The sequence below is a fragment of the Rhodococcus sp. 05-339-2 genome (assembly GCF_002258965.1).
Classification (GTDB): domain Bacteria; phylum Actinomycetota; class Actinomycetes; order Mycobacteriales; family Mycobacteriaceae; genus Rhodococcoides.
Genome location: NZ_NOYW01000004.1, coordinates 189,678 through 206,246, shown reverse-complemented (window position 1 = coordinate 206,246; position 16,569 = coordinate 189,678). Strand labels below are relative to the sequence as shown.

General features: G+C 65.4%; 20 protein-coding genes. 12 read left to right on the top strand and 8 right to left on the bottom strand.

The window, feature by feature from the left end:
• Nucleotides 1-398 precede the first annotated feature (398 nt).
• Complete coding sequence (locus tag CH273_RS02000) at nucleotides 399-854, top strand: nuclear transport factor 2-like protein (protein ID WP_052049670.1); 456 nt, start codon at nucleotides 399-401, stop codon at nucleotides 852-854.
• Between the two features lie 48 nt (nucleotides 855-902).
• On the opposite strand, the gene CH273_RS01995 is transcribed toward CH273_RS02000, so the two are convergent.
• Nucleotides 903-1,517: an NAD(P)H-dependent oxidoreductase gene (locus tag CH273_RS01995; protein ID WP_032396028.1), complete on the bottom strand. Its 615-nt coding sequence runs from the start codon at nucleotides 1,515-1,517 to the stop codon at nucleotides 903-905.
• A gap of 79 nt (nucleotides 1,518-1,596) precedes the next feature.
• Between CH273_RS01995 and CH273_RS01990 the strand changes: the two genes are divergently transcribed.
• Nucleotides 1,597-2,172, top strand: coding sequence for a TetR/AcrR family transcriptional regulator (locus tag CH273_RS01990; RefSeq protein WP_032396027.1), 576 nt, complete (start codon nucleotides 1,597-1,599; stop codon nucleotides 2,170-2,172).
• 8 nt (nucleotides 2,173-2,180) lie between these two features.
• On the opposite strand, the gene CH273_RS01985 is transcribed toward CH273_RS01990, so the two are convergent.
• Genes CH273_RS01985 through CH273_RS01975 form a run of 3 tightly spaced genes read right to left on the bottom strand, consistent with a single transcriptional unit; the run spans nucleotide 2,181 to nucleotide 4,932 of the window.
• Nucleotides 2,181-2,972 (bottom strand): ABC transporter ATP-binding protein, encoded by a 792-nt coding sequence (locus tag CH273_RS01985; RefSeq protein ID WP_032396339.1) that lies wholly within the window; start codon nucleotides 2,970-2,972, stop codon nucleotides 2,181-2,183.
• Nucleotides 2,969-3,946: a FecCD family ABC transporter permease gene (locus CH273_RS01980; RefSeq protein WP_032396026.1), complete on the bottom strand. Its 978-nt coding sequence runs from the start codon at nucleotides 3,944-3,946 to the stop codon at nucleotides 2,969-2,971. Before CH273_RS01980 ends, CH273_RS01985 begins: the two co-directional genes overlap by 4 nt.
• Nucleotides 3,943-4,932 (bottom strand): FecCD family ABC transporter permease, encoded by a 990-nt coding sequence (locus tag CH273_RS01975; protein ID WP_179275401.1) that lies wholly within the window; start codon nucleotides 4,930-4,932, stop codon nucleotides 3,943-3,945. The genes CH273_RS01980 and CH273_RS01975 overlap by 4 nt, the downstream gene beginning before the upstream one ends.
• Nucleotides 4,933-4,963: 31 nt before the next feature.
• Between CH273_RS01975 and CH273_RS01970 the strand changes: the two genes are divergently transcribed.
• The 6 genes from CH273_RS01970 (at nucleotide 4,964) to CH273_RS01950 (ending at nucleotide 10,751) form a co-directional block, all read left to right on the top strand.
• Nucleotides 4,964-5,893 carry an ABC transporter substrate-binding protein gene (locus CH273_RS01970; RefSeq protein WP_179275400.1) on the top strand — a complete coding sequence of 310 codons (930 nt, stop codon included), beginning with the start codon at nucleotides 4,964-4,966 and terminating at the stop codon, nucleotides 5,891-5,893.
• 108 nt (nucleotides 5,894-6,001) lie between these two features.
• Nucleotides 6,002-6,115: a streptamidine family RiPP gene (gene amiA, locus CH273_RS28060; RefSeq protein WP_254924168.1), complete on the top strand. Its 114-nt coding sequence runs from the start codon at nucleotides 6,002-6,004 to the stop codon at nucleotides 6,113-6,115.
• A gap of 52 nt (nucleotides 6,116-6,167) precedes the next feature.
• Nucleotides 6,168-6,845, top strand: coding sequence for a hypothetical protein (locus tag CH273_RS01965; protein WP_032396025.1), 678 nt, complete (start codon nucleotides 6,168-6,170; stop codon nucleotides 6,843-6,845).
• Nucleotides 6,842-8,173, top strand: a complete 1,332-nt coding sequence (locus CH273_RS01960; RefSeq protein WP_032396024.1) for a CocE/NonD family hydrolase — start codon at nucleotides 6,842-6,844, stop codon at nucleotides 8,171-8,173. Before CH273_RS01965 ends, CH273_RS01960 begins: the two co-directional genes overlap by 4 nt.
• The gene (locus CH273_RS01955; RefSeq protein ID WP_032396023.1) at nucleotides 8,170-9,528 is read left to right on the top strand and encodes a YcaO-like family protein; all 1,359 of its coding nucleotides are present in this window, start codon (nucleotides 8,170-8,172) and stop codon (nucleotides 9,526-9,528) included. Before CH273_RS01960 ends, CH273_RS01955 begins: the two co-directional genes overlap by 4 nt.
• Nucleotides 9,525-10,751, top strand: a complete 1,227-nt coding sequence (locus CH273_RS01950; RefSeq protein ID WP_052049666.1) for an MFS transporter — start codon at nucleotides 9,525-9,527, stop codon at nucleotides 10,749-10,751. Before CH273_RS01955 ends, CH273_RS01950 begins: the two co-directional genes overlap by 4 nt.
• Here CH273_RS01950 and CH273_RS01945 read toward each other — a convergent pair.
• A complete protein-coding gene (locus CH273_RS01945) occupies nucleotides 10,728-11,444 on the bottom strand; it encodes a SagB family peptide dehydrogenase (RefSeq protein WP_052049663.1) in 717 nt (238 codons plus the stop codon). The two genes, CH273_RS01950 and CH273_RS01945, sit on opposite strands and share 24 nt — an antisense overlap.
• Before the next feature lie 71 nt (nucleotides 11,445-11,515).
• Nucleotides 11,516-11,761, bottom strand: a complete 246-nt coding sequence (locus CH273_RS01940) for a hypothetical protein (protein ID WP_032396022.1) — start codon at nucleotides 11,759-11,761, stop codon at nucleotides 11,516-11,518.
• A gap of 162 nt (nucleotides 11,762-11,923) precedes the next feature.
• Between CH273_RS01940 and CH273_RS01935 the strand changes: the two genes are divergently transcribed.
• On the top strand, nucleotides 11,924-12,454 hold the full coding sequence (locus CH273_RS01935) for a hypothetical protein (protein WP_032396021.1): 531 nt from the start codon (nucleotides 11,924-11,926) through the stop codon (nucleotides 12,452-12,454).
• Between the two features lie 31 nt (nucleotides 12,455-12,485).
• On the opposite strand, the gene CH273_RS28055 is transcribed toward CH273_RS01935, so the two are convergent.
• Nucleotides 12,486-12,614: a hypothetical protein gene (locus CH273_RS28055; protein WP_256991274.1), complete on the bottom strand. Its 129-nt coding sequence runs from the start codon at nucleotides 12,612-12,614 to the stop codon at nucleotides 12,486-12,488.
• A gap of 21 nt (nucleotides 12,615-12,635) precedes the next feature.
• Here CH273_RS28055 and CH273_RS01930 point away from each other — a divergent pair, with 21 nt between their 5' ends.
• Genes CH273_RS01930 through CH273_RS01920 form a run of 3 tightly spaced genes read left to right on the top strand, consistent with a single transcriptional unit; the run spans nucleotide 12,636 to nucleotide 15,875 of the window.
• Complete coding sequence (locus tag CH273_RS01930) at nucleotides 12,636-14,108, top strand: PepSY-associated TM helix domain-containing protein (RefSeq protein WP_032396020.1); 1,473 nt, start codon at nucleotides 12,636-12,638, stop codon at nucleotides 14,106-14,108.
• Nucleotides 14,105-14,659, top strand: coding sequence for a copper chaperone PCu(A)C (locus CH273_RS01925; RefSeq protein WP_032396019.1), 555 nt, complete (start codon nucleotides 14,105-14,107; stop codon nucleotides 14,657-14,659). Before CH273_RS01930 ends, CH273_RS01925 begins: the two co-directional genes overlap by 4 nt.
• Nucleotides 14,652-15,875: a Dyp-type peroxidase gene (locus tag CH273_RS01920; RefSeq protein ID WP_052049661.1), complete on the top strand. Its 1,224-nt coding sequence runs from the start codon at nucleotides 14,652-14,654 to the stop codon at nucleotides 15,873-15,875. The genes CH273_RS01925 and CH273_RS01920 overlap by 8 nt, the downstream gene beginning before the upstream one ends.
• A 21-nt stretch (nucleotides 15,876-15,896) precedes the next feature.
• Here the strand turns inward: CH273_RS01920 and CH273_RS01915 are convergent, their stop codons facing one another.
• Nucleotides 15,897-16,499 (bottom strand): TetR/AcrR family transcriptional regulator, encoded by a 603-nt coding sequence (locus CH273_RS01915; RefSeq protein WP_052049660.1) that lies wholly within the window; start codon nucleotides 16,497-16,499, stop codon nucleotides 15,897-15,899.
• Nucleotides 16,500-16,569: the final 70 nt, after the last annotated feature.

The following is a 16,569-nucleotide window of genomic DNA, read 5'->3' as shown; positions in this document are numbered from 1 at the left end:
CTCGGTGGACGCTGTGTCGACGCGCAGCAGATCCGCTGCAGCACATGCCCGGGGGCACCGGAATTGTCGCGATAACCGTGGTTTCGCGGGTTTCGGATATCGGTTCGGGACCATCGGACCGGAAGGGCCGAATGGCTTCTGTTGGTGCACAATGCTTGTCGAACTGCACTGCTCGACGACGGGGACGAGATATGCACATTGTCGTGGGAACCACGTGTGTCGCCACAGCGGCGGCTCTTCGTCGGTTCGTGTCGCAGGCGTCTGCGCCGTTCGTCGACAGCTCGCGAAACATGATCATCTGCCGAACGTGACCGGCACCGGCACCAGACGGCGTGCTTCCCCTCGGTCGACCCGCGAAAAATCGTCGCGGACAATACTGCAACACAGAAGGATTCGACGTGGCCGCAACCGTGGAGCAAGCCTCCTATGTCTTTCGTGAGTGGCACAAGCGCATCGGGGATCGAGACGCGCCCGCTCTGTCCGAGTTGTACGCCGCAGGTGCGGTTCTCGAAAGCCCCTTGGTTCCGGTGCTGTTCGATCTGCGATCCGGAATAGTCGAAGGACGAATCGCACTCGACAGCTTTCTGCAGGAGACCACGCGCCGGCGATCCGACGAGAACGAATCGCCGTCGCCGGACCGCGTGGGCATCTACACGTTCGACGGGTACCGTCTGGTCTGGGAACACCCGCGTCAGACGGCGAACGGCGACAAACTCGATCTCGTCGAGATCGTGGAGCTCGACGGACCCCTCATCTCGAGACATCGAATCTATTGGGATTGGCACGGAATCGGGCGCATCGATCCCGCCGAACGACCTCGAGTCACTCGACGGGATCGAATCGGTCGGAGCTGACGGTGCACTGCGCCGCACGTCGGTGGTGCTCTCCGGGCGCGGCCCTGCTCAGTGGGTGAGGGTCTTCTCGCGGTCGGCAATCCGGGCCGCCAGGGAGGTCGCGAGTTCGGCGACCTCCGCAGCGAGAGCGTCGGGGGTCTTGGTATCGGTTTCGTGCAGGAAAGTTCTCGACCCCACTGTGGCACCGCAGTATTCGACGATACCGCGTTCGATCTGCGTGCGGAATGCGTCGTACACGCCGTGGCGCTCGAAGCTGTCGGCGTCGTCGCCGGCAAGGGAGACCAGGTGGATGGTGAGTCGATCCAGCTTCTTGACGATGCCGTAGTCGGCAGTGAGATCGTAGGCCCATCCGCTGACGAAGACGCGATCGATCCACCCTTTGAGCAGGGCAGGCATGGACCACCAGTACATGGGGAAGACCAGAACCAGGTGATCGGCGCGGTCGATTCTGTCCTGTTCGGCCCGCACGTCCGCGGGCGTGTTTCCCTTTCCCCGAAACAGATCGAGGTCGCCATCGGCGAACCGTGGGTCGAAGTTCTCCGCGGCGAGATCGGCCGTCTCGACGGCGTCACCTGCAGTGCGGATTGCGTCGGTCACGGATCGGGCGACGTGGTGGGTCAGTGAGTCGGGGTCGGAATGGGAGACTACGACGAGTGCGGTCATGGCTGGTTCCTTCGGTTCGGCGAAGCGGCTATGTACCAACAGTAGGTTACTATTCGTATATAGCGCAAGGAGGTGCCCGATGGCCCGGACGCGACTGTCTCGCTCCGACCGATACGACCAGTTGGTGGCGGTCTCCTGGGCTCTCGTGCGAGCGGAGGGGGCCGACGCTCTGACGCTCGGCCGACTCGCCGAACATGCAGGCGTCGCAAAACCCGTGGTGTACAGCCACTTCGCCTCGCGTGCAGAACTGTTGGCCGCACTGTTCACAGAATTCGACGACCGACAAACGGTCATGCTCGAGGAATCGCTCCGATCCGCGCCCGACTCGTTGAACGGACGCGCACAGGCCATCGCCGACTCGTACGTGGGCTGCGCGTTGGCGCAGGGGCGTGAGCTGACGGGTGTCCTGGCGGCACTGGAGGGCTCGCCCGAACTCGAACAGGTCAAGAGGACTGCCGAACGGGCGTACTCCGAACGATGCCGGTCGATTCTCGAGCCGTACAGCGGATCCGGGGGTATCTCGGCACCCTCGATCACCGCGATCTTCGGTGCAGCGGAGGCGCTCTCTCAGGCGGCGGTATCCGGCACTCTCGCACCGGAGGACGCGACCGATGAATTGACCGAGTTGATCATCGCCGTCGTGGGAAAGCTCTGACCCGCAGCTCACTCGGCGATGAACATCGGCCTACCGACAACCGGGTCGGCCACCACTCGGGCGCGGATCTCGAATACGTCTTCGAGCAGCGTCGGTGTCACGATGTCGCGCGGATGACCGTCGGCGACGATGACACCATCGCGCATGGCCACGATTCGATCGCAGTACCGCGCTGCTTGATTGAGATCGTGTAGCACCATCACGACGGTCTTCCCCCGATTCGCGACCAGATCGACGACCAGCTCCATCACATCGATCTGATGACGCACGTCGAGGTACGTGGTGGGTTCGTCCAGTAGCAGTACTTCGGTTTCCTGCGCCAAAGCCATTGCTATCCAGGTACGTTGACGCTCCCCGCCGGAGAGCGAATCGACAGTTCGGTCGGCGAGGTGGAGGATTCCGGTCGAGGACATCGCTGTGTGCATGGCCTCGTCGTCGTGCCGTCTGAGCATCGACAGGGCACCGAGCCTCGGGTATCGACCCTGTTCGACGAGCTCTCGGACACGCAGCCCCTGCGGTGCGATTGCGGTCTGGGGCAGGATCGCGAGTCGTCGGGCTGTCTCGATCGACGACCGATCACGCAGAGGGGTGCCGTCCAGCCGTATCTGTCCGTGCCGAGGAGCCAAGACCCTGGCCAAGGCCATCAGCAACGTCGACTTGCCCGATCCGTTGGGGCCGACCAACGCGGTGACCGTTCCCTTCTCGATAGCGATGTCGAGGTGCTCCGAGACCGTCCGATTGCGATACCCGAGCCCGAGGTCGACAGCCTCGAGAATCGGTGTGGTGACGTAGCCCGTCATCGGGCGTCCTTTCTGATCAGCCAGATGAGATAGGGAGCGCCGACGAGTGCCGTCACGGCCCCGACCGGAAGCCCTGATACATCCGGTCCGCTGCCTGGGATGTCGATCGACGCACTGAAGGCGAGTAGGTCTGCGGAGGACAGCAACACGGCACCGCCGATCACGCTGACCGGAATCAATACTCTGTGGTCGCCGCCGAGCGCGGCCCGCGCGGAGTGAGGTGCGATCAAACCGACGAACGCGACGGCACCCGCGGCCGTGACGGCCGTTGCCGTGGCCAGTACCGCGATGGCGAGCAGCAACATTCGAGTCCTGTGGGGGCGAATCCCGAGGCCGGTGGACGTCGCGTCGCCCAGCACGAGCGCATTGGCGAGTGACGCACATAGAAGCCCGGCCGGTATCAAAACGATTGCCCAGGGCCACAGTCGATTCCAATCGTCGATAGTCCTGGCATTGAGAGAGCCGATCAGCCAGCGAAGGACCACCCCCATCGGTTGGGCATCGACGACGAGCAGCAGTGACGTCACCGCGGACAGGACAGCGCCGATCAGGATTCCCGCGACCGCCAGGGAGCGTCGGCCCAGGAGGTACAGAGCCAGTCCGGCGCCTGCGGCACCGAGTAGTGACGCCAGGGGCGCGGCACCGGAGGCAGGTAGCACCAGAATCGACAACACAACGCCCAGTGCCGCACCGGATCCCACGCCCGTCGTCGACGGTTCGGCCAGGGGGTTGCGCATGACCGCTTGCAGCAACACGCCGGCCAGTGCCAGGAGTGCGCCGGCGACCAATCCGACGAGCACCCGTGGAAGGCGGTAGTTCCGGACGATGATCTCGTGTGCCCGTAACTCCGACGTGCCGGTCAGTACTCTGATCACCTCGGCCGCTCCGAGTTCGCTGCGCCCCGAGACGAGGTGAAGTATCACCAGGCCGGCGACGCACGTCATCGCGATCACCACGAGGTGACGAGCCTTCATCGCGTGGCGGCCTGTCTGTGCAGAGCGATCAGCAGTACCGGAACCCCGAGAAGAGTCGTCGTGATGCCCACGGGAATCTCGTTCGGATACAGCATGATTCGCGACGCCAGATCGGCGGCAGCGAGCAGGAATGCGCCGATGACGGGCGTGAGCAGAAATACCCGCCGTGAACTGCTCGTGTGCAGAGCCCACCGAGCCAGATGTGGAGACAGCAACGCGACGTAGGCAACCGGACCGCACACCGATGACACTGCGGCGGTGAGCGCAGCGGCACACACCAGTGCGATCAGCCGGGTCGGTACCACGGAGATGCCAAGTCCCGCAGCCACATCGTCCCCGAGTGCAAGGGCAGCGACCCGATGCCGCATGAGCAGAGCGAGCGGGATGAAGACGGCGAGCCACGGTGCCGCGACACCGAGATGGGTCCACCCTCGCTCACCGAGACTGCCGAGCAGATACCGAAAGAGCAGTGGCAGGTTCCCTTCGGTGCCCAGGCTGACCAGCGCGATGACCAGTCCCGACGCGAGAGCGCTGACCGCAGCGCCGAGCAGTACCACGCGGTGCGGGTCGCTGGTCGGTCCGACGGTGGTGATCACCGCGATGCCGGCGACAGCTGCGCCGCACAATGCCAGATAGGGAAGAGCTGTGAGCGGCAACGGAATGGCAAACACGGCAACGGCCGTCATCGCGACAGCTGCACCGGAGGACACGCCGAGAATCTCCGGACCGGCAATCCTGTTGCGCAGTACATCCTGCATCAATGCTCCTGCCAGGCCGAGGGCCGCACCGCTCACCAGGCCCAGCAGCACACGCGGCAGTCGAACGAGCGCAACGTGCCGATGGAGGGGATTCGACGGGTCGAGCACGGCGTGCAGCGCGCGCGCCGGATCGAGAGTCGGCTCACCCAGGCACAGGGCCAGCACGATCACGGCGACGCAGGCGCAGGTACCCGCGGCGTGAACCCCTCTATCGGTAATGGTTATCATTTCGGACACATCATTCTGCAAAGGAGTTCCCATGCGCAAGTTGTCCGGCTCTTCTCGATCGTTCGCCGCACTCGCACTCTCGGTGTTCGCGCTCGCAGCCTGCAGTACTGCCGATGCGGGCGACGTCGACGCGGCATCTGCGGTCACGGTCACCGACGACAGCGGAACGGTGATCGAACTCGATGCACCCGTCGAGCGAATCGCGTGTCTGACGCTCATGTGCGTCGACGCGTTGAAGGAGGTGGGCATGACCCCAGTCGCCTACCGTGAGGAACTTGCAGCCGATCCCCGCTACGCCGGCCCGGATGCCGACATGCGCAAGATCACGGGCGGATTCGGTGAAGAGAACGTCGAGGACATCGCGCTCTCGGAACCGGACCTCGTCATCGGACTCGGGGGAGTACAGGACGGGTTGCGCGGTGCCGTCGAGGAAGTGGCACCGATGTACCTGGTGAACCCGACATCCTGGCGGGATTCGGTCGAATTCCTCCGCACCATAGGCCGTGTGACGGACCGGCAGCAGGAGGCGGACGCCGCTGCCGAGGCGTTCACCGCCGAGGTCGACGCGTCCGCAGGGAAGTGGAGTGGCCTCACGACGCTGTCGATGTACGGCGAACCGGGCAGTCTCGGAGTCGATTCCGTCGACACCCCCGTTGGCTCGCTTCTCGCGGAGGTCAGTGACTATCCGTGGCAGGCGGGAACCGATGCCTTCGCGACGGTATCGGTGGAGCAGATCGCGTCGGTGGATCCGGATGTGGTGTTCGCGCAGGCATTTTCGTCGGGCTCCGACAGCGAGCCTCTCTCGGACCGGCTGGCGAGCAATCCGTTGTGGTCGGGTGTGGCGGCGGCCCGCAACGATCGGGTGATCGAGGTGGACGCCGGGGTATGGGCGACAGGGCGCGGAACGATCTCGTTGCGCATGGTGCTCGCCACTGTGACCGATGAGCTAGAAAGTTCGTAGCCGTTATTGAAAATCATTATCACTTGACGTAGGGTCGGACACCTCGACGATGTCGAGTCCATGGATCGGTTGCACTGCAACCGATTTGCCCATCGAAGAAGGAGAACCATGAACGACAACGAGCTGTTCCGTTCGATCCAGTCGCCGGTATCCCTGGCGACGCACTCCGCGGGCCACAGCAACGCCCTGGTCGAGAATCCCTTCGAGGAAGCCGAGGACTGATCTCGGTGGGGTCTGCACACCACCATGTGCAGGCCCCGGCCGGGCCGTCGCCATGAAACTTGCACCCAGAACCGAACTGTACGAATCCGATTCGGGATTCGTGCTCCGCACCGCCGACGACGAACACTTCGCTCTCGCGCTCGACCGCGAGGAATTCGATCAACTGGCGGTAGCTTTGGACGGCTCCGCGGCACCGGTGTCCGCGAAACCGAAGACGGCGCTGTCCACGCTACTCACCGCAGGCCATGTCGTTCCCGATTCGTCGACCGAGGAGGTTGCGGTGCTCGGCTGCGGCTCTGTCGCTGCTGCGCTGGTGGGAATGCTGGGGCGCGTCGGTAAGTCCACAGGGCGTGCGGCGACTCGATCGATCTCCGTGAGTGACAACGGCGTCGAGACTCTGGGGTCCGGTGGGTCGATCTGCTGTTTCCGTGACGGCAATCGTTACGTCGTTGTGCCCGAGGGGGTCCGGCTGACCGATGTGACGATGCGGCGCGCCGCATCCCGTCGGAACAGGCAACGAATCGAGGACGGCTACGCCCCTCGCGCCGGCGGGCGGCGTCTGATCTCGTCGATCCATCCGGTGTCCGACGCGGCGGCCGAATTCGTGGCGGCTCAGGTTCTGGCGGAGGTCATCGATCCCACGGCCGACCATTGCGTGACGGCGATCGACCTCCGTACGCTGCGGGTGACTCGGCACCCGATTCTGCCTGTACCGGAACCGCCTCGATGACGGAGCGCGAGTACAAGATCGGGGGACTTCGTACCTTCGTCGTGAAGGCGCGGAGTCCGCGTGCCGTGCTGTTGATTCGCACTCCGTACAACAGCGAAGCTCACCTCGCCGAGGCTGCGGGCTGGGCCGTGCGCGGATTCACCACGGTCGTCCAGGACGTGCGCGGCCGATACGGCTCCACCGGGTCGTTTCACCCATATCACGGTGAAGGGGCCGACGGCTTGGCCTGCGTCGAGTGGATCACCGCGCAAGCGTGGTGGTCGCAGGCCCCCTTTCTGTTCCTCTACGGCACGTCCTACGGAGCGCACTGTGCCACCGAAACCGCTGTCGCTGCAGCTGAAGTCGAGGGAATAGCCGGCGTATCGGTCGTCGTGCCCGCTCTGGGGATGGGGGAGACGGCGCGAAATCGAGACCGGGCCTTCTACCTGCAGTCGCGCCTCGGTTGGTGGTCCGAGCACGGCGATGCCGCCCACTCTGGCAAGAGTTCGGCATCGGCCGATCTGCTGGAGACGCTGCCGGTGTCCGACATCGGAGGCTCGTCGAGCCCCCCGATACCCTCGTGGCGCTCGGTCCTGGAGGCCGGCAGGTCGGATGCGGAACGCAGGAACCACGCTGCAGCACAACATTGTCCGCTGCTGGCGCAGGGTGGGACTGCGGACTGGTTCGGCCAGGACACCGTCGACCTCTGGTCGTCGTGGGGCGGCCCGTCGGCACTCGCCCTCGGACCGTGGGATCACTCGATGCGGGGGTCGGGTCGCGCCGAGCGCATGAGCGCATGGCTGGGTGCGGCGCTCGACGGTCGGCCGTGGACCGGAGCGCAGCTGTACGGACACCCCGGTGGTCCGCTGCGGCTGGAGAACTGGCCCACTGCCCGAGCGACGATCGAGCTGCCCGGTGGCAGCTTCGTCGCAGATCCTCTGCAGCCCTTCCCTTCCTGTACACCCGGCACCGATTTTCGTGGACTGGCGACACGCTCGGATTGCCTTGCCCGTCCGGTGCCGTGGCGAGCCGGAGCCGTTGTCGGAACTCCCGTGGTGCGCGTCGACAGCGGCGACTGCGACCGGCACTGGGGCGCGATGCTCGTCGCCCACCGGCGCGGCGGCGAGGTGGAGCAACTGACTCACGGCATGTCCCTCGACTCCGTCGTGCATCTCGCGCCGCTGTCCACACACATTCACGAGGGAGAGGAACTGACACTGATGATCTCGGCCCACGCCTTCCCGCGATATGCCCGCGATCTGCACACCGACGACGATCATCTGTACGGAACCCGAGCGGTGCCGATGCAACGTACCGTGCGCGGCATCGAGTTGGAGATGCCTGTATGAGCGATGTCTCCTTCCGCGCAGACGATCTGGTCGACCCCTTCACCGGATTGATCCGTGCGCTGCATCCGGTCGAGAGGCTCGACGGGATGCCGGAACGGTACGTCGGACTGACGGCGGAGATCGCCGATACCCGTGCGCTCGGACAGTGGCCGTGCGACTTGGTGTCGCTCGGTACCACTTTCGCGGATCCCGCAGGGGCCCGTATTGCGGCGATCGGCGAGGCAGTGGAGCGGTACTGCGGAAACTACGTACCGAACACGCTGCGCTACGCAACTCCCGCAGAACTGCGCGCCGAGGGCGTCCGCCATTGGGGGAACGAGACATTCGAGTTCTTCGCGCCCTGGCAGCTGAACTCTGCAGGCTTTCCGTTCGAGCGTTTCACCCAGAACTCACGAGTCGCCTGGGTCGACGGGACATCGGACGACGGGGCGTGTGTCGCAGTTCCGGCCTCGTACGTGTACCTCAACTGGCGCGGCGGATCTCGCAGGAAGGACCCGTGGATTCATCATCTGAACTACGCCGGCATCGCCACCGGACAGGGGCTCGACGACGCGGCCACACGTGGACTGCTCGAGCTCGTGGAGCGAGATTCGCTGTCGCTGTGGTGGCACTTGAACCTGCCTGCGCGGGGCATAGATCCGGCATCGGTGCCTGGACTCACGGCAGACCTCGGCGATTCACGACTGCGGTGTCATCTCCTCGAGCTGCCATCGTACTTCGGAGTTCCGGTGGTAGCGGCCGTTGTTCATGATCTCGAACTCGGAATCGTCGCAGGCGGCTTCTCGGCGAAGCTGGACCCGGTCGAGACGGCACGCAAGGCCGTTCTCGAAGCGATCCACAGTTGGGTCTTCACCCGAGGGCTGGTCGAGGCAGACGGCTGGGTGTTCGGGTCGATGCGCGCCGGGGTGCTGTCGCCGGGTCTCTACCTGGACCACCGCGTCGATCGCAGCTACCTCGATGCCGCCGGAGCGCGCAGTGAACACGTCCGCGACCTGGGCGCACAAGCCCAGGTGTGGCTCGATCCCCGTACTCAGGCCGCGTACCTTCCCCGCTTCACGAATCCGGCGGAGACGGTATCGATAGACGAGCTTCCCCGCGGCACCGCCGACGGTATACGGAGCGCGCTCGCGGTAGCGGGCCACGAGGTGGTCGTCTGCGACATCACCACCTCGGACGTGGCGTCGACGCCACTGAGGGTGGCCCGGGTCTGTGCCTCTGGCTTGATTCCCAACGCCCCGGCCGCATTTCCCTACTTCGGGCTACCCCGATGGCGCGACATCGCTCGGCAGCACGCGCCCGATTGCGACCCGACCGATCCGAACACGCTGCTGCTCGCTCCGCCTCCGAGCCTGTGACCGCCTTTCGACGCTTCGTCCTTGCGCGTGCGGTCGCCTGGATCGGCAACGCGATGTCCACGGTGGCCGTGCCGATGCTGGTCTATCAGCTGAGCGGCTCGCCGCTCCTCTCCGGTGTCGCCTTCGCAGTGGAGTCGTTGCCCTACCTGATGTTCGGACTGATCGCAGGTGCGCTCGCCGACAGGTACGACCGGCGCGCAGTCCTGCTCGCCGCTCAACTCGGCAGTGCACTGGCTCTGGCCAGTATTCCGGCGGCCCACATGATCGCGTCGGTGACCGTTGCACACCTGATGATCGTTGCGTTCGCCGTGTCGACGCTGTTCGTCTTCTTCGATGCAGCGTCCTTCGGCGTCGTACCGGCCTTGGTGGGACGCCGTCGAATCGCGGACGCGACAGGCACACTGGTCAGCGTCGGGACGGTGATCGGGATCGCGGGACCGTTGCTCGGTGGTATCGCCGCGACGACGCTGGGTCCGCCGGGTGCCATCGCGATCGACGCACTGTGCTTTCTCGTCGCGACGGTGGTCACCTCGACGATCGCGATACCCGTGAGCGCCGCGTCGGCTCGGGGCGGTTCCGATCTCGGCAGGTCGATCGTCGAGGGTGTGGCATTCATTCGGCGGCACCGCGTGGTGCGGGCACTGACTGCGGTCGGCGTCGGGGTGAGCATCGCCAACGGTGTGGTGGTGGGACTGATGGTGGTCGTCGGCGTTCGGCAGCTCGGTCTCGCCGCCGAGGATGCGAGAATTGGATCACTCTATGCAGCAACGGCTCTCGGAGCATTCCTCATCAGTCTGGTCAGTGCACGAATTCAACGGGTGGTCGGGACCGGCGTGATCACGTGCCTCGGCTTGGTGGTGGCCTTCCTGTCGATGCTGGCGTGGTCCGTCACGGGCGCACTCGCTGTGTCTCTACTGCTCCTGATCGTCTATCAGGCCGCCAACACCATGATCGTCGTCAATGGCATCGTGGTTCGTCAGTCCGTCACGCCCGACCACCTGCAGTCCCGGGTGAACACCACGGCGCGGATGATCGCGATGGGTGGAACTCCCTTCGGAGCTGCGGCAGGCGGCGCCGTTGCCGATATGTTCGGCGTGACCGCGGCCGTCGTGCTCGGAGCGGGCGCGCTCGCTCTTGCGGGGGCGGTAGCCCTGCGGCTCGGGGTGCCGCGGCTACCGTTGCTCGCCGTCCTCGCCGAGTCAGCCGAGCGCGAAAGCCAGTAACGGAACGGACAGTCGGTCCAGGCGGAGCAAGTGCGAAAGCTCTTCGTCGTAGAAGCCCGAGATTGCACAGCACGCCGATTCGAGTGCAGTCGCGACCAAATACAGGTTCTGCGCGGCGATGCCGGCGTCGATGTGAAGGGTGCGATAGTGGCGTTCGCTGTATTTGATCAGGGTTCGGTCGAGGCGTCCGACGAGAATCACGACGAAGGGTGCCCGCCGCGCGAATTGTGGCTGCACGAGGCATGATTCGAGTGCGTCGACGCACGGTCCGGTGCCGGTTCTGCTCAGAACGTGTCGATGTGGATCGAAAAGGTAGGTCCCCGGACCGATCTCACCTGTACCGCGGAGGACCACGAGATGCAGGTCGATCGAATCGAGACCGCCTGCCGTCGGATTCATCCGGAAGGTGTGTGGCCTGCCGTCCGGCCGCTCGGTAGTTCGACCGGGCCCCGCTGCCGACCGGAGAAGAGTCGAGAGCCGCAGCGCGTCCATGTCCGCGAATCGGTAGTGCGACCGGCGGTCGCGCAGTGCTGTGCGGAGCTGCATCGGTGGGAGTGGCGGCGGCGACGGCAGAACACATGTCCCGTCGGCTGCGGGGACGGTCGGAAGGCCCGATCCGGTGCCGCGATCGACGAGGCGTCGGTGCACATCATGGACGCGCGCAACCGTGGAATCGAACGAATCTTCGGCCATGGAGCTCGACCCTAATCCAATACGGTAATCAGTGTCGATAAGGCGTCGAATGTTTCGATCGGCGGCCGTTCCTACGGGCGGTGCACGGCGGGGAATCGGTTGCGCAACGCATCCAGCTGGCGGTGCAGCTCGTAGAGCGACTGCTTCTGAGTCTGGGCCTCGTCGCTGTGCCACACATGGCTGCGCGAATCGCCGACTCTCAACGCCTTGCGGGCGAGTTGCTCGGAGTCCTCGATGCGACTCGACGCAGCCGCGATCTCGGCGCTCAGCATGTCGGCGAACACCCTCGCCTGAGCCGCGTCCGAATTCTCTGCCATGTGCGACCACTCTCGATCTCGCGGCTCGACCGTTGATCGTTCGAGTACCGATGATCAGGATAACCAACCGTAAAAAGACCGTTGGACCGGCTTTGGTGTAACGGGAGCGTCGCTGCCGTGCCCGGACTACTACTCGGTGTAGTCGGTAGTAAGCTCCCGTCCATGTCCGAGCCGACGGAAGGATTCGCGCCTCTGCGCGGTGCCTCCGTGGGCGGACTCTCGGCGCTGGTCACCGCCTGGGCGCACACCGTCGGCGGCGGGATGGCCCCGTCCGATGCGTCGATCGTGCTGCTGGCGCTGGTGTGCTCGGCCGTCGGATACGCAACCGCGGTGGCACCGACGGGGGCTGCACCGCGCACTCGACTGCTGGTCGTTCTCGCTGCGACCCAGTCGATCGGCCATCTACTGCTCACCGTCGTCGACAGTCACCATCACGGTCCCATGATCACCGAGCAGATGTTCGCGGCCCACGTGGTCGCCGTCCTGGTCGGTGCCCTGGCCATCAGGGGTGCAGAACTCGGCATCCGACGCGCGGTGACCTCGCTGGGCAGGGCTCTCCCACTACTGGCCGCCCTCGTCGTCGACGACAAGCGCATCGCCCCGCCACTGCCGGTGTACCGGATTCCGGGATCACCGCGACTTCTCGACCTTTCTGGCTGCGGAAACCGCGGGCCACCGGCTCGAACTGCCTGAGCACAACCCACCGTCACACCCGCCTTGCTCGTCAGGCGTCGGGTAGTGCGTTGTTGCCGCATTCGATCCTGTACTTCGCACTGTCGTCGATTCGCGCCGTCTGCGCACGGCTCGATCCGTCGTGCGATGCCACCTCGCGCACATCCGCGCGCCCAGTCATGCCTTCACGAAAGAAGTCCTCGTGTCCACACCGGAAATGGAACGCGTCGCCGATCCTTCCCCGCCCACCCGTCCGACCAGCCCCCGTAGCTGGCGTCCGCTGATCCTGCGGCTGCACTTCTATGCGGGAATCCTGGTCGCACCGTTCATCCTGATCGCCACCATCAGCGGCGGGCTGTACGCCGTCGCGCCGACCATCGAACAACTCGTGTATCGGGACTACCTGCACGTCGACCCCACCGGCCCGGCCGTACCGGTGGCGGATCAGATCCGAGCTGCGCAGGCAGAACAACCCGACCTCACCGTCGCCGCAGTGCGACCGGCCACGGACCCCGGCGACACCACCCGGGTGATGTTCACCGACCCCTCCCTCGGTGAATCGAAGCGGCTGGCCGTCTTCGTCGATCCCTCGACCGCGACGTCCGTGGGCGAGTCGACGGTGTACGGCTCCTCCGGCGCGTTACCTCTACGCACCTGGATTTCCGAGCTCCACCGCCACCTGCACCTGGGTGAGCCCGGTCGGCTCTACAGCGAACTCGCCGCATCGTGGCTGTGGGTGATCGCGCTCGGCGGGCTCTACCTGTGGGTCGAGCGCTACCGGCGCAACCGCGACAAAGCCAGGCTGCTGACCTTCGATCGAAAGTCCAAAGGCCGCAACAGGTCTTTGAACTGGCATGGTGTGGCGGGCATCTGGATCGCCGTCGGTCTGGTATTTCTCTCCGCCACCGGACTCACGTGGTCCACCTACGCGGGGGAGAACGTCACCGAGCTGCGTTCGGCATTGAGCTGGACCACACCTGCCATCACCGAGACCATCGGCTCTTCCGACGCGGCGACGCCCGATCATTCCGGTCACGGCGGGCATTCGATGGACATGGCGGCCGACGCGTCGACGACGAACAGCAATGTCGGACGCATCGATTCGGTCCTCGACATCGCGAAGGCCAACGGTATCGACGGGGCCGTGGAGGCGTCGATCCCAGCGTCGGACGACGCAGCGTTCGTCGTCGCCGAAACCCGCCGGCCCTGGCTGATGTCGAACAACTCCATCTCGATCGACGGCAGCACCGGCACGGTTGTCGACACCCTGTACTTCTCCGACTGGCCGCTCGCGGCCAAGCTGGCTGCCTGGGGTATTCAACTGCACATGGGAACGCTGTTCGGTGTGGCCAATCAGCTGGCCCTGCTCGCGCTTGCAGTTGCGCTGGCATCGGTCATCGTGCGCGGCTACATGATGTGGTGGAAGCGCCGGCCCACCAAGGCAACCGGTCTCACTGCGGGCCGGCCGCCCCTGCGCGGCGGTCTTCGCCGTATCTCGCCGATCTCCGTCGCCGTCTTGGCGGTCGTCGCCGTCGCCGTCGGCTGGTTCGTCCCACTCCTCGGGCTGAGCCTGGTGGCCTTCCTCGCTGTCGACGTCGTGCTCGGCTCGTTTCGTCGAGCTCGGACCAGAGCCGCCAATTCCGCTGCTTCCCAACATGAAAGCGAACTCGCATGAATATCACCCGTCGCACCTCGACGCTGGTGACCGCGCTGTCGGTCACCGGCCTGATGCTCACCGGATGCTCGAGCACCCAGCCGGCCGCCGCGGCGAAGGAGTCCGATTCCGTCGTCGTTCGCGAGCAATGGGTCAAAGCCGCCGACTCCGGTATGACCGCGGCGTTCGCCGAATTGCAGAACACCGGCGACGCGGACGTGCACGTGGTCGGTGCATCGTCACCGGCATCGAGCCGAATGGAATTGCACGAGATGGCAACCGGGGACGACGGAGCGATGGTGATGCGGCCCAAGGAGGGCGGCTTCGTCATTCCGGCGGGCGGCACCCACGTGCTCGCCGCGGGCGGCGACCACCTGATGCTCATGGACGTCACATTTCCGCTGACGCCAGGAGCCGACGCAGAGTTCACCCTCGAGTTCGAGGATGCGTCGACTGCGACGTTCACCGCCCAGGTCAGGGACTTCTCCGGGGCCCAGGAGAACTACGAGCCCGGCACCATGGGCATGAACACGGACGGGTCGGCGACCCCTGCGCCGACGCACGGTGGCTGAGAACGAGAACCGGTCTCCACGCTCGCTGAGCCGGCGACGCCTCCTCGGTGGAGGCGTCGCCGCGCTCGGCGTCGCGGGCGTGGGAGCAGCGACCGGTTACGGAGTCTTCGGCAACCATGCGGCCGAGACGACCACCGGAGCCGACACGGTGCCGTGGCGCGGTATTCATCAAGCCGGGATCGATACCGTTCCGCCGCAGGCACACTCGACGTTCGTCGGTCTGAATCTGCAGGATCGTGTCGGACGCGACGAGCTGATCGGGATTCTGAAGGTCTGGACCGAGGACATCGGACGGCTCACTGCCGGTGCACCCGCGCTGGCCGATACCGAGGCGGAATTGGCACTTCGGCCGGCGCGTCTGACGGTGACGGTCGGACTCGGCACCGGTGTGTTCGATGCGATCGGTCTGCCGGATCGGCGCCCAACGTGGCTGGCGCCGCTTCCTGCGTTCGGAATCGACCGTCTGGAGCCGGGATTCACCGGTGGAGATCTGTTGCTGCAGGTGTGCTCGGACGATCCTGTGACCGTTGCGCACGCAGTGCGGGTACTCGCCAAGAACGTTCGATCGTTGGTGACGATCGCCTGGATGCAGCGCGGGTTCCGGCGATCGCGGGGTACCGAGGAATCGGGCACCACGATGCGCAATCTGATGGGCCAGGTCGACGGCACGGTCAATCCGGCGGCCGGAAGTACGGACTTCGACGGTCTGGTCTGGGACGACGGCAGCGAGCAGCCCTGGATGCAGCACGGAACGTCGATGGTGTTGCGGCGCATTCGAATCGAGATGGATACCTGGGACGAATTGGACCGACCCGGCCGCGAGTTGTCGGTGGGGCGAACTCTCGACACCGGTGCGCCGTTGACCGGAACCGACGAGTTCGACGAGGCCGATTTCGACGTGACCGATCGATTCGGCATTCCGGTCATCCCACCGTCCTCGCACATCGCTCGGGCGCGGCACACTCACGACGGCGAGCGAATCTTCCGGCGGGCGTACAACTACGACGACCCACCTGCTCCCGGCTCGGTGTCGAACTCCGGGCTGCTGTTCGCAAGCTATCAGCGCGATGTGCTCACCCAGTTCCTCCCGATTCAGCGGCGCCTCGCCGAATTCGATGCGCTCAACGAATGGACGACACCCATCGGGTCCGCGGTGTTCGCCGTGCTGCCGGGAGTGGTCGACGACGGCTATCTGGGCCGGAGCCTGCTCGAGTGACGGCCCGACACACGGGTGCGCTCAGAAAGAGGTCGCCAGGGCGACGCCGAGCGCGGTCAGTGTGTCGACGAACTCCACTTCGGTGAAGTCCAGATCGCCGCGAAGCCACCGGTCGAGTAGCTCGGTCGTCCCTGCCACCATCAGGACGGTCGCTGCCTCGGCCCGTGGGTTCGCGGGGTCGGCGTCGAGCACTGCTCGCATCAGCAGTGGTGTGAACGTGTCGACCATCTGTCGGCGTCGCGCCTCGAGTGCGGGATTGGCCGACGCCGAGGTGTACAGCAGGGACGACCGTGGATCGGCGGTGAGCGCGCGCACCAGAACGGCTGCAGTCTGGGCGACGCGGTCCGAGGTCGACCCCTGTTCCTGCACAATCTCTTCGAGAGCAGTTCCCACGGTGTCGATCACGTCGTCGAGAGCGCTCACCAGAATGGCGTCGCGGTCTCCGAAACTTTCGTAGAAGTACCTCTTGGACAGGCCGGCGCGCGCACAGATGCCGTCGACCGTGACGGCGGCGACACCGGACTCCGCAACCACGTCGAGGCAGGCGTCGAGCAGTTTCTCGCGGCGCTCGCGGCGACGTTTGTCTGCGGCGACACCTCGGTAGGGGCGAACGACCGGCGGCATGACTACATCTTGACACGGGGGTGTGCCCAGTAGTGTCGCGAGCCGAACAGTGCGGCGAGGCGGGGACGGG